General features: G+C 38.8%; 9 protein-coding genes and 1 tRNA gene. 9 read left to right on the forward strand and 1 reads right to left on the reverse strand.

The genetic code is table 11. From position 1 onward, the window contains the following. Positions 1-1,017, reverse strand: coding sequence for an EF-P beta-lysylation protein EpmB (gene epmB, locus AC1M9E_RS04895; RefSeq protein WP_481607045.1), 1,017 nt, complete (start codon positions 1,015-1,017; stop codon positions 1-3). A 347-nt stretch (positions 1,018-1,364) separates the two neighbouring features. On the opposite strand from epmB, the gene efp reads away from it, so the two are divergent. The 9 genes from efp to AC1M9E_RS04940 all read left to right on the forward strand — a co-directional run bounded on the left by efp (position 1,365) and on the right by AC1M9E_RS04940 (position 12,555). Beyond that, on the forward strand, positions 1,365-1,934 hold the full coding sequence (efp, locus tag AC1M9E_RS04900; protein WP_035265851.1) for an elongation factor P: 570 nt from the start codon (positions 1,365-1,367) through the stop codon (positions 1,932-1,934). A 170-nt stretch (positions 1,935-2,104) separates the two neighbouring features. Next, entirely contained in the window at positions 2,105-4,198 is a 2,094-nt protein-coding gene (locus AC1M9E_RS04905; protein ID WP_092766101.1) for a carbon starvation CstA family protein, read from the forward strand. Continuing rightward, entirely contained in the window at positions 4,195-4,497 is a 303-nt protein-coding gene (locus AC1M9E_RS04910) for a YbdD/YjiX family protein (RefSeq protein ID WP_092766102.1), read from the forward strand. The genes AC1M9E_RS04905 and AC1M9E_RS04910 overlap by 4 nt, the downstream gene beginning before the upstream one ends. 125 nt (positions 4,498-4,622) lie before the next feature. Then, positions 4,623-5,639 carry a 2-dehydropantoate 2-reductase gene (locus AC1M9E_RS04915; protein WP_481607043.1) on the forward strand — a complete coding sequence of 339 codons (1,017 nt, stop codon included), beginning with the start codon at positions 4,623-4,625 and terminating at the stop codon, positions 5,637-5,639. A gap of 98 nt (positions 5,640-5,737) precedes the next feature. Continuing rightward, entirely contained in the window at positions 5,738-6,697 is a 960-nt protein-coding gene (locus AC1M9E_RS04920) for an AAA family ATPase (RefSeq protein WP_035265922.1), read from the forward strand. Positions 6,698-6,707: 10 nt separating this feature from the next. Then, positions 6,708-7,613 carry a DUF58 domain-containing protein gene (locus AC1M9E_RS04925; protein WP_481596853.1) on the forward strand — a complete coding sequence of 302 codons (906 nt, stop codon included), beginning with the start codon at positions 6,708-6,710 and terminating at the stop codon, positions 7,611-7,613. Between the two features lie 29 nt (positions 7,614-7,642). Next, positions 7,643-9,655, forward strand: a complete 2,013-nt coding sequence (locus AC1M9E_RS04930) for a transglutaminase TgpA family protein (protein WP_481596854.1) — start codon at positions 7,643-7,645, stop codon at positions 9,653-9,655. 26 nt (positions 9,656-9,681) lie between these two features. Then, positions 9,682-9,758: transfer RNA gene (locus AC1M9E_RS04935), tRNA-Val, on the forward strand. Positions 9,759-10,323: 565 nt separating this feature from the next. Further along, a complete protein-coding gene (locus AC1M9E_RS04940) occupies positions 10,324-12,555 on the forward strand; it encodes an NADP-dependent isocitrate dehydrogenase (RefSeq protein WP_481595516.1) in 2,232 nt (743 codons plus the stop codon). The last annotated feature ends 169 nt before the right edge of the window (positions 12,556-12,724 follow it).

A 12,724-nucleotide genomic window follows, 5' to 3' on the forward strand; every position in this document is an offset into this window, starting at 1 on the left:
CTAAAAAGTGGCAACTCCATAAAGCGGTGTTTTATTCTGTTCTCCCGCAATTTCTCTAACCAGCTTTGGAACCAAGTATCCAGGCAACCTTGCCAAAACCTCTTTATAGATTGAATCAATAGATTCACTTGGTAAATCAAAATGCTGAGCACCTTTCACTTTATCCAACACATGTAAATAATAAGGCATCACACGCGCATCAAATAATCGATGACTTAGATCAACCAAAATATCAGCATGATCATTAATACCTTTTAATAACACAGCTTGATTCAACACCAAAATATTTTGTTGTGAAATTTGCATTAATTTCGAAGCGGTAAAGTCATCAATTTCAGTAGCATGGTTTGAGTGTACCACTAGAATAATACGTAGCCTACTGTTTTTTAACAGAGAAATAAGTTCATCATCAAGCCGATTTGGGATAACGATTGGAACTCTAGAATGAATACGCAAAATTTTAAGATGTGGAATTGAACTTAATCTATCGATCCAAACGGCAAGTTTACGATTTGAAAGTGTTAGGGGATCCCCTCCGCTTAAGATCACTTCATTGATTTCTGGATGAGCGAGTAAGTAGTCTTGTATTTTTTTCCAGTCGTCATTTTTAGGTAAATTTTCTTGATATGGAAAATGACGTCTAAAACAATAACGACAATGAACAGCACATGCACCTGTTAAAGTCAGTAAAAAACGTGACTGATATTTATGTAATACACCTGGAATTAAATTGGCAGCCTCCTCATCAAGGGGGTCTGTCACAAAATCAGGATGTTCATTTAACTCCAGATGATGAGGGAGTACTTGAAGTAACAGTGGATCATCAGGATTAGATTTTTGCATCTTCGCGACGAAGGCGCGAGGGACTCTTAATTTAAATTGGGCTGATGCCAAAATTGCACCATGTATTAAATCTTCAGGTTGCAATTCCAAGAGTTCAATGAGCTCATGTGGGTCAGTGATTAAATCGCTGAGTTGATTTTGCCAATGTTGCTCTTGATACAAATAGTGGGTCATACAGTTTAAATTTAGAGGGAGATGAAAGGCTTCATTTTAAATCAAAACCCATTGAAAAACTCAGTTGTGTCCTGATTAAGCCTTCTTTATTGAATGTTGGGATGAAAATACTCAAGCCTAAAGATGATCAAATTAAGTCTACAACAGTAGTTCTGCATGGAACTTAGACAGCTTAAACGTTGTATTTCGGAATTTATCATTGCGGCAGAGTAGGTTGGTCATTTAGAATACGCAACATAAATGCATGTGCATGTGGCATATCATGCACCTGTCAGCCTTGCTAAATGACAGTGTAGCAGCCCATCGCATTAATAGATTAAAGTTAGTAAGTTTGGAGTGAGCCTCTCATGGCCTATTATTCTACGAACGATTTCAAGTCTGGCCTTAAGGTAATGCTTGATGGTAACCCATGCTCAATCATGGAAAACGAATACGTTAAACCAGGTAAAGGCCAAGCGTTCAACCGTGTTAAATTACGTAACCTTAAATCAGGTAAAGTATTAGAAAAAACATTTAAATCTGGTGATTCTTTAGAAGCAGCAGATATCGTAGAAGTAGAAATGGACTACTTATACAACGACGGCGAACTATGGAACTTCATGGATCCTGTGACTTTCGAGCAAATTGCGGCTGACAAAGTTGCAATGGGTGATGCTGCGAAATGGTTGAAAGACGATTCAAACGAAAAATGCACAATCATGTTATGGAATGGTGTTCCTTTAACAGTGAATGCACCTAACTTCGTGGTATTAAAAATTGTTGAAACTGATCCAGGCGTACGTGGTGATACTTCTGGCGGTGGTGGTAAACCAGCGAAACTTGAAACAGGTGCTGTAGTACGTGTTCCATTATTCGTTCAACAAGAAGAAAGCGTTCGTGTTGATACACGTACTGGTGAATACTTAGAACGTGCATAATGGTGTAAATTTATACTATTATCGAAAGGGATGATGACAATCATCCCTTTTTTAATGCCAAGGTCTAAGGTAAAGAAGAATTATTGAGGAGTATAGTCGCAAGGGAAAACAGCAGTAACACGAATAATAAAATTGAGCTGATTGCAAATACGAAATAATGAGGGTTTGATATGGATCAAATACAACCGAAGTCATCCATGACTTCGAAATTGATTTGGATTATTGTGGCCATAATCGGTGCAGTATCCTTTGGAATATTAGCGGTTAGTCGTGGAGAACATGTCAACGCAGTTTGGCTCGTACTCGCTGCAGTCTGTGTTTACAGTATTGCATATCGTTTTTATAGTTTATTTATTGCTAATAAAGTATTCGAGTTAAATGCTCGGCGTTTAACACCTGCGCACCGTCTAGCGGATGGTCTAGATTATGTGCCTACAAATAAAAGTGTTCTGTTTGGTCATCACTTTGCTGCGATTGCAGGTGCTGGTCCGTTAGTTGGGCCTATTCTTGCTGCGCAAATGGGTTATTTACCAGGAACGATTTGGCTGTTAGTCGGTGTTGTACTGGCAGGTGCAGTCCAAGATTTTCTAGTTTTATTTATTTCTACACGCCGTGACGGACGTTCACTGGGTGAAATGGCAAAACAAGAACTGGGTTCATTTGCAGGAATTATTGTGATGCTTGGCGCATTAGGGGTAATGATCATTATCCTAGCTGTGCTTGCACTCGTCGTGGTTAAAGCATTAACCAATAGTCCATGGGGTGTGTTTAGTATTGCTGCTACCATTCCAATCGCATTATTTATGGGCGTATATATGCGATATATCCGTCCAGGAAAGATTGCCGAAGTTTCAATCATTGGCTTTGTACTGATGATGCTCGGTATCATTTATGGTGAAAACATTGCGCAACATCCTTATTGGGGGCAATTATTCACTTTATCTGGTACAGAGTTAACATGGGCATTGATTATCTACGGTTTCATCGCTTCTGTATTACCAGTATGGTTGTTATTGGCGCCACGTGATTATTTATCGACTTTCTTGAAAATTGGCGTGATTGCAGGTTTAGCATTGGGTATCGTATTTGCGATGCCTGAATTAAAAATGCCTGCAATTACCCACTTCGTAGATGGTACGGGACCTGTATTCTCTGGATCACTTTTCCCATTCTTATTTATTACCATTGCCTGTGGTGCAATTTCAGGTTTCCATGCATTGGTTTCATCAGGAACTACACCTAAGCTCGTAAATAATGAACGCGATATCCGGATGATCGGATACGGCGGTATGTTGATGGAATCATTTGTCGCAATCATGGCGATGATCTGTGCAACGATCTTGGATCCAGGCGTTTATTTTGCCATTAACTCACCAGCTGCGGTGATAGGAACGACGGTTGAAAGTGCCGCAGAGGCGGTACGTAATTTAGGATTTGTGGTTACACCTGAAGCTTTAACACTACTTGCCCAAGAGGTTGGTGAAAGCACAATTCTTTCTCGTACTGGTGGTGCACCGACGTTTGCGATTGGTATGGCGCACATCATCACTGAAATTTTTAATAGTCGTGAAATGATGGCATTTTGGTATCACTTTGCGATCTTGTTTGAAGCGCTATTTATTCTAACTGCTGTTGATGCAGGAACACGTGCTTGCCGTTTTATGGTTCAAGATACTGTGGGTATTGTTGTCCCTGCGGTTAAAAACTCTAAGTCGTTTGTGGGCAACTTGATTGGTACTGCCGTTGCAGTGGCAGGCTGGGGTTTCTTTGTATATCAAGGTGTAGTTGATCCACTGGGCGGTATCAATAGTTTGTGGCCATTATTTGGTATTGGTAACCAAATTTTAGCTGCGATGGCGCTGATGCTGGGTACTGTCATTTTATTCAAAATGAAGAAAGAAAAATATGTGTGGGTCACCATTGTTCCAACGATTTTCCTCTTCATTACAGCGATGACTGCTGGTTGGCAAAAAATCTTCCATGAAAATCCAAAAATTGGATTCTTGGCACAAGCAGATCGTTTCAATGCGGCTATTGAGCGAAACGAAATTTTAGCGCCTGCGAAATCCATTGCGGAAATGCAAACTGTTGCTTTATCTAATCAGATTAATGCTGCGTTATGTGCATTCTTTATGATTGTTGCTGTGGTGATGTTGTTTGCTGCCATTAAAGTGATTCGTCGTGCTTTAGCAAATCCGCAGCCAACGGCTCAGGAAGCTGAAGCAATTTATACTGATCAAGTCCCTGCAGGAGAGACCAAATGAGTTTGAAAGAACAAATTCGTCAAAAGCTGGCATTGGGTAAAATCATTAAATTCACGATTTTGGCTCAGCCGAAGAAGTTTTTAATGTTGCATGGAATCAAAACAGTTCAACTGATTTGGCAGCGGCTACAACAAAGTTTTCGTTTAATGGTGGGTGTCCCAGATTACCAAAACTATGTAGAGCATATGAAAAAGCATCACCCTGACCTAGAGCCAATGGATGAAAAAACTTTTCATCGTTATTGTGTCGATGCACGCTATCCAAGTGCAGCAGGCGGTATGAAAAAATGTCCATGTTAATTTTCTAATATTAAATAAAAAACGGCACTGAGGTGTCGTTTTTTATTTGTTTTAATTGTATAAAACCTGACAAATTTATTGTTCTGAAACTCGTATACTCTTGATCAATAACAAAGGATAAAAACATGAAAATTGGAATTTATGGTGCAGGATCGATTGGCTGTTATATCGGTGGAAGAATGGTCGCAGCAGGCCATCAGGTGACATTTTACTGTAGGGAAAGAAGCTATCAAAAATTAAGCCAAAATGGATTTGAGCTCAGTGATTTAAACGGCTACCATCATAAGCTCACTCCAGATCAATTAAGACTTACAACAAATCTAGCAGAAGTCTTAGACACGGACTTAGTCATGATTTGTGTAAAATCAGCAGCGACAGAGCAAGTGGCATCTGAAATACGAAGCTGTGACACTCTCAATAAACCGAGTCTCATCAGTTTTCAAAATGGGGTGAGTAATGTTCCACGGTTAAAAAAAATGCTGCCAGAATGGGAGATTATGGAAGGAATGGTTCCATTTAATGTCGCAGAACTCAAACCGTCTCATTTCCATCAAGGTTCTGATGGAACATTAATGATAAAAAAATTTGTAGAAAGTAATCAGCTAAAAATAGTGTTAGATGCGGCGAAACTGCAAGTTGAATTCCGTGATGATATGTTAGAGGTACAGTGGGCTAAAGTCTTATTCAACTTGAACAATTCGATTAACGCTTTATCTGGTCTAACTTTAAGAAATCAACTTACTAATCGAATGTATAGAAAGTGCCTTGCTCAGGCACAGTTAGAGACGCTTCAAATTTTAAAGCAGGCAAATATTAAACCCGCACAATTAACGCCTGTACCAGCGAACATCATTCCTCATATTCTTCGACTTCCTAATTGGTTGTTTAAGTTGATCAGTCGCAAAATGTTAGCCATTGATCCACTAGCTCGTTCATCTATGCAGGATGATCTGAATTTAGGGCGCACGACGGAGGTTGATTGGATTAATGGTGAAGTGGTCAGACTTGCTAATACACTCGGGGGGAATGCACCGATCAACAGCTATTTTATTGAACAGATCAAGCTGGCGGAAAACAATAATTCAAGCCTTCAAATTGGACCTGAAGAGATGCTCACACAGTTGAAGCTTATTCAGCATTAAGTTTGATACTGATTCTTTAATACACTGATTATTAGAAATATTTGAGAAAATAAAAAAAACCTGTATGGTAGAAATATATAGTTTTGGAAATGTAAATGATGATTTGGGGAATGAAGCAGAGTGTTCAATCAAAAGATATTATACAGCCTGAGTTAGAATCTCAGATTCAATCATTTACTCCCAAAATTTCATTATTTCTAGAACAAATCAATCAAATTGTTTTGGATAAAAATACGCAAACTGAATTGGCTTTATGTAGTTTAATTGCAGGTGGTCATATTTTATTTGAAGACTTACCTGGATTGGGTAAGACCACATTGGCCAGTAGTTTGGCATCATTATCAGGTTTATCATTTCAAAGAATCCAATTTACCAATGATATGCTCGCCAGTGATGTAATTGGCGTGAATGTTTTTAATCAAAAAGAGCATCAGTTTGAATTTAAGTACGGACCTGTCTTTACCCAAGTTCTTTTGGCAGATGAAATTAATCGCTGTAGTCCTAAGACACAGAGTGCATTGCTAGAAGCGATGGAAGAGGGCTACGCCACGATTGATGGACAGCGTTATGCTTTACCTCAGCCTTTTTGGGTGATAGCAACTCAGAATCCACTCTTTCAAAGCGGGACTTATGCACTACCAGAGTCTCAGTTAGACAGATTCCTCATGCGGTTATCTCTTGGCTATCCATCTCGCCATGCAGAAAAAATACTTCTTCAACAAGAATCACGTGCCAAATTAATCGCACAGTTGATCCATGTATTTAATGAGACTGAAATACTAAGATTGCAATCCTTGACTCATCAAGTCCATTTAAGTGATGCAATTCAAGACTATTTATTGGATTTGGCTGCGGTAACACGAAAAAGTGCGCATGGTTTATCGACGCGTGGATTATTGGCTTTAAAACGAGCATCACAAGCGAGAGCGATCGTGCATGCCAGAGCCTTTGTCATTCCTGATGATGTAAAAGCTGTATTTTCAGCAGTATGCGCTCATCGATTAAACTTGAGTGAGGATGAGACGGTCTCCCTAATGAATCAGGTTAAATTGATTTGAGGGTATGCAGGTGACCAGTATCTGGAAGCAATGGTTAAAAAAAAGATTTCGGTTTGAGCAGAGTAAAAAAATTGGTCAACGCGATATTTTGATTTTTATTTATCAGCAAGGTTTCTTATATCTTGTGTTGATTTTGATCACATTTATTGCGGGTATTAACTATGCCAATAATTTGATATTAGGTTTCTGCTTTTTAATTAGTGCGATCTTATGCATTAGTTTTTATATCACCTTTAAACAATTGCATGGTCTTGAGATAGACATCATTACTGATGAAGTCGGACAGGTAGGGCACTCGATTTTATTTAAAATCTACTTGAATCAACCTTATTCATATTCACGTTATTTATCGATCTCCATCGATTCTGAGACACAGCACATTCACATTGACCAAAAACAGTCTGAATGTGTTATACCGATTCATGTTGATCAACGAGGACAGTATAACTATCCCGATATACACATTGCTTCAGTGTATCCATTTGGACTTGTTCGAGCTTGGACTTATATCTTTCATGGTCGACATGCATGGATTGCGCCACAAGCCAAAATAAATCCGAATACAAGCTTTTCAAATGAATTTGTATTGGATCAGGAAAAAGATGAGTTTAAAGAATTAAGAAGTTTTCAGGTCGGCGACTCATTACAAAGTGTATCTTGGAAGCAGGCTGCTCGTGGACAAGGTTTGTATATTAAAGTTTTTGAAGAGCATCAAAAGGATCGATGTGTTGATATTCATTATCATCATATGCCGTCAGTCGAGCATGAAGAAAAGCTCAAATATATGATGGGTGTGGTGGAGCAGTGTGAGCAATTACAAATTCCTTTTAAGCTGGTGTTACCTCATGCCGAACTGAATCAAGGATTTGGAGCTGAGCATATCAAGCAGGCTAAAATTCTGCTTGCTCAGGCATAAAGTGTGAAATAGAAAATAGGTTTAGATATATGGTACATCCTAAAGTTTCACAATCCATGCTATTGAGTTTGGCACTCATTTTATTTATCCAGATTATTTATCTACCTTATGCTTTAATTTTGGTGCTCTGTATTGAGCTTATATATTTATGGCATATTCAAAAAAGTAAAAAAAATGTCTCCAAAGCAATAAAATTTAGTTTTACAGCAATTGCACTTGGCGCGATTTATCTGCATTACCATACTTTTGTTGGTGTTGAGGCTGGGGTAGCATCGCTGACAACTTTTCTATTTGCAAAAGCATTAGAAACCCAAAAAAAACGTGATTTGATCATCGTTTTTAATTTTGCCTTATTCGTGGCGGCAAGTACGTTTTTATACAGTCAAACGTTGTATGTTGCTTTGGGAGTGGTACTGTGCTTAGTGAGCTGTTTTGTAGGACTGTATAGAATTCAAACCGCGGAGTTTCTGTCCACTCCTGAAACTAAAAATGGCTTAAAGCACGATGTCATTCATGTCGGTAAATTCATCGGATTGGCAATTCCTTTTTTTATATTGCTCTTTATTTTTTTCCCACGATTACCTCCGCTTTGGCATATCCCGATTCAACAAAATAAGGGGATGACAGGAATCAGTGATTCCATGTCCCCAGGTGACATTGCTGAGCTGTCTCAGTCAAATGAATTAGCATTTCGTATTATTGGTGATATCACAAAATTACCGCCTCGTTCAGAAATGTATTGGCGAGCTTTGGTTTTAGATCAATATGATGGTCAAAAATGGACGAGTCATGGATTTAATAGAGGGTTAAACGAGTTAAACTCTTATCAACTTTCTAATTTAAATCAAAAAGTTGAATATCAGTATTTGGCTAAAGATCCTTCTGTAGAATGGATTATGGGATTAGAGCAATCTGTACCTCAACAACGAAATTATTATCTCCGTTATGACGGTGGTATTTCAGCTCAACGACCTATTCAAACGGCTCAACCTATAAACTTAGTTTGGTTAGGGCGTGGGATGAAAATAAATCATGAACTTAGTCAGTTTCAAATTCAGTATTACACCCAGTATCTCCATCAGCGTGATATCAAAAGTCAAAGTTTAGCGTGGGACTTATTTATTAAAAGTGGAGAGCAGCCAGAGCGTTATATCCAGCAAGTTTTAGACTGGTTTAAGCAAAATAGCTTTCAGTATTCTTTATCTCCCGGTGTTTTGAGTGGTGATCGGATAGATGCATTTATGTTTAATTCACGACAAGGATTTTGTGAGCATTTTGCTTCTAGTTTTGTCATGATGATGCGTTATGTCGGTATTCCTGCCCGAGTCGTGACTGGTTATCAAGGAGGTCAATTTGCGCCAGACCAGAAAAGTTGGGAAGTGAGGCAGTTAGATGCACATGCTTGGACTGAAGTATATTTTGGAGGTCAATGGCAGAGGATTGATCCCACTGCAATGATTGCTCCTGAACGTATTGATCAGGGAATGCAAAATTTAATTCAAAATAATCAAACACTCTACTCTGAGAATACAAATTGGTCAGTTGCAAAATATCCTTTTTTGACAAAAGTTCGCGTATGGAGTGATTACGCAAGTTATCAATGGCAAAGTAAAGTTGTTGGATATAATGCTGATCAACAGCAGAGTTGGATGACAAAATTTGGAATTAATTCAGTTGCTTCAGTGTTTGTGATTATCCTTGCAGGCTCACTAATCATATTAGGATGTTATGCGCTATGGATGTTGAGAAAAAAGAGAAAACACTATTCACAAATCGATTGGGTACTTCATGTTTTCAATAGAAAATTAGGACTTCACAATCGCCGTTATTCTTACGAAACGGTTCGACAATGGTTGGAAAGAATTTCATCACCTTTAAGTCAAAATGATAGAGCTGTTTTCCTCGAAATTATCATTCTGTACGAGCACTTAAGTTATTCACAATCGAGTATTTCTAAACAAGAGTTCGCAAATTTTAAGTCAATGATTAAAACTTGTTCATATCTTTTGGTTAAATATGAAAAAGGCTTGTCAGCCAAGTGATTTTTGCATAAGATGCGAAGCATTCTAGGTGTATAGCTCAGTTGGTTAGAGCGCTACGTTGACATCGTAGAGGTCTCCAGTTCGAGTCTGGATATACCTACCAAGATTAAAAAAAAGGGCTTAAGTATTTTACTTAAGCCCTTTTTTCGTAAGCAAGATATTACTTCTTTATTTAAAAGTAAAGTATTCGTTATCACTTGCTCTATCAAGAAAAATTGCGTTTCAAAAATCTCTAAATTTGATATTAAATTATATATTTTAAGTATAAATACCCAAAATGCTTTAATCTAAATATTGGGTATTTCCGTAATTTATTAATATACCCGTACATTAACACTTACAATAACGTCCGAAATGTACGCTTTTGCCATCCTGTTTAAATATGAGACACGTATAATGTTCATATTACAGGGAAGTTGAGATCAACGTTCATTACCAGTTCTTCACTTTTCATTCAGAAGTAATGAAATTCATACAGTATTATCAAACTAAAGATGGATACTATTTTGTATGTTATTTCATCAAAATAGCGTACTAAAAGCTTATTTCATTGACTGAAATGCGACGAAGAACGATACTCTCAACGTTTTAATTTAAGCAAATCGGTTCTAAGAGACTGGACCAAAAGTTCGGTGCTCTGTAACTCAATCCAAAGCAAGGGGCTATATATGGCTGGTGGAAAGTCAACTATCATCTACACACTGACCGACGAGGCGCCATTACTGGCGACTTACTCACTACTGCCGATCATTGAGACCTTTACTAAGCCTGCTGGTGTTGAGATTGTAAAAACTGACATCTCAGTTGCAGCACGCGTGCTCGCTGAATTCTCTGAATACCTTAGCGAAGAGCAGAAAGTATCAGACAATCTTGCAGAATTAGGTCGTCTTACACAAGATCCAGACACAAACATCATCAAACTTCCAAACATCAGTGCATCTGTAGCTCAGTTGACTGCATGTATCAAAGAGCTTCAATCAAAAGGCTATGCAATTCCAGATTATCCTGAGAATCCTACGACTGAAGAAGAAAAAGCACTCAAAGCACGTTTTGGTAAATGCTTAGGTTCAGCAGTAAACCCAGTATTGCGTGAAGGGAACTCTGACCGTCGTGCGCCTGCTGCTGTTAAAAACTATGCGAAAAAACACCCACATTCTATGGGTGAGTGGAAACAGTGGTCACAAACTCACGTTTCTCACATGGATGAAGGTGACTTCTATCACGGCGAAAAGTCTATGACTTTAGATCGTCCTCGCAATGTGAAAATGGAACTGATCACCAATTCTGGTGAAACCATCGTTCTTAAAGACAAAGTTGCACTGCAAGACGGCGAAATCATCGATTCTATGTTCATGAGCAAGAAAGCACTTTGCGACTTCTATGAAAAAGAATTAGATGATTGTAAAGAAGCGGGCATCTTGTTCTCTTTACACGTTAAAGCAACCATGATGAAAGTTTCACACCCGATCGTATTCGGTCACTGTGTGAAGATTTATTACAAAGAAGCGTTCGAAAAACACGGTAAACTGTTCGACGAACTAGGTATTAACGTAAACAACGGTATGGCTGGTCTTTACGAGAAGATCGAAACTTTACCGACTTCTTTACGTGAAGAGATCATCGAAGATCTACACGCATGTCAAGAACACCGTCCCGCTTTAGCAATGGTGGATTCAGCAAAAGGTATCACTAATTTCCATTCTCCAAACGACGTGATCGTAGATGCTTCTATGCCTGCAATGATCCGTGGTGGTGGTAAAATGTGGGGTGCTGACGGTAAGCCTTACGACTGTAAAGCAGTAATGCCTGAATCTACATTTGCGCGTATTTACCAAGAAATGATCAACTTCTGTAAGTGGAATGGTAACTTCGACCCACGCACAATGGGTACTGTACCTAACGTTGGTCTAATGGCTCAAAAAGCTGAAGAATACGGTTCACATGACAAAACATTCGAAATCGCGCAAGCTGGTGTAGCTAACATCACAGATATCGAAACTGGCGAAGTTTTAATGTCTCAAAACGTGGAAGAAGGTGATATCTGGCGTATGTGTCAGGTGAAAGATGCACCGATCCGCGACTGGGTAAAACTAGCTGTAACACGTGCACGTAACTCTGGCATGCCAGCAATCTTCTGGTTAGACCCATACCGTCCACACGAAAACGAATTGATCAAGAAAGTTCAAAAATACTTAAAAGATCACGATACAGATGGTCTAGACATTCAAATCATGTCTCAAGTACGTGCAATGCGTTACACACTTGAACGTGTTGCTCGTGGTCTAGATACAATCTCTGTAACGGGTAACATTCTACGTGACTACCTCACTGACTTGTTCCCAATTATGGAGCTTGGTACTTCTGCGAAAATGCTGTCTATCGTGCCTTTAATGGCGGGTGGTGGTATGTACGAAACTGGTGCAGGTGGTTCAGCACCTAAACACGTACAACAACTTGTTGAAGAAAACCACTTACGTTGGGATTCTTTAGGTGAGTTCCTTGCACTCGCTGTTTCACTTGAAGAGCTTGGTATTAAAGAAAACAACCCTAAAGCTAAACTTCTTGCGAAAACATTGGATGCTGCAACTGGTAAATTACTTGACAACGGCAAATCTCCATCACGTCGTACAGGTGAGTTAGACAACCGTGGTAGCCATTTCTATTTAGCGAAGTTCTGGGCTGAAGAATTAGCAGCTCAAGACGAAGATGCTGAATTAAAAGCGACATTCTCTACTTTAGCGAAGACTTTAGCTGAAAATGAAGAGAAGATCGTTGCTGAACTTGCAGAAGTTCAAGGTAAATCTGTTGATATCGGTGGTTACTACGCAATCGATCAAGAGAAAGTAAATGCAGTTATGCGTCCAAGTGCAACTTTAAATGCTGCTATTGCAAGCATCTAATAACACTTAAGTTGAACTGAATTTCAGTTTGGCGGATTAAAAAAGCTGGTACTTCGGTACCAGCTTTTTTTATTAAAATTTTTGTAAATAAAACACTGATTACGCCCAATTAGAGAGAGCTTAAGGGGAGGATCTAAAAAACTTTCATTCAATTTGCATGCATTTCTGA

It is taken from the genome of Acinetobacter sp. 24-47-47 (assembly GCF_057737035.1).

What these genes read in the sequence shown, in the direction of transcription:
- AC1M9E_RS04930 (WP_481596854.1), top strand. Translation starts at nt 7,643, where the DNA reads ATGGTACATCCTAAAGTTTCACAATCCATGCTATTGAGTTTGGCACTC.
- AC1M9E_RS04905 (WP_092766101.1), top strand. Translation starts at nt 2,105, where the DNA reads ATGGATCAAATACAACCGAAGTCATCCATGACTTCGAAATTGATTTGG.
- epmB (WP_481607045.1), bottom strand. Translation starts at nt 1,017, where the DNA reads ATGACCCACTATTTGTATCAAGAGCAACATTGGCAAAATCAACTCAGC.
- AC1M9E_RS04940 (WP_481595516.1), top strand. Translation starts at nt 10,324, where the DNA reads ATGGCTGGTGGAAAGTCAACTATCATCTACACACTGACCGACGAGGCG.
- AC1M9E_RS04910 (WP_092766102.1), top strand. Translation starts at nt 4,195, where the DNA reads ATGAGTTTGAAAGAACAAATTCGTCAAAAGCTGGCATTGGGTAAAATC.
- AC1M9E_RS04915 (WP_481607043.1), top strand. Translation starts at nt 4,623, where the DNA reads ATGAAAATTGGAATTTATGGTGCAGGATCGATTGGCTGTTATATCGGT.
- AC1M9E_RS04920 (WP_035265922.1), top strand. Translation starts at nt 5,738, where the DNA reads ATGATTTGGGGAATGAAGCAGAGTGTTCAATCAAAAGATATTATACAG.
- efp (WP_035265851.1), top strand. Translation starts at nt 1,365, where the DNA reads ATGGCCTATTATTCTACGAACGATTTCAAGTCTGGCCTTAAGGTAATG.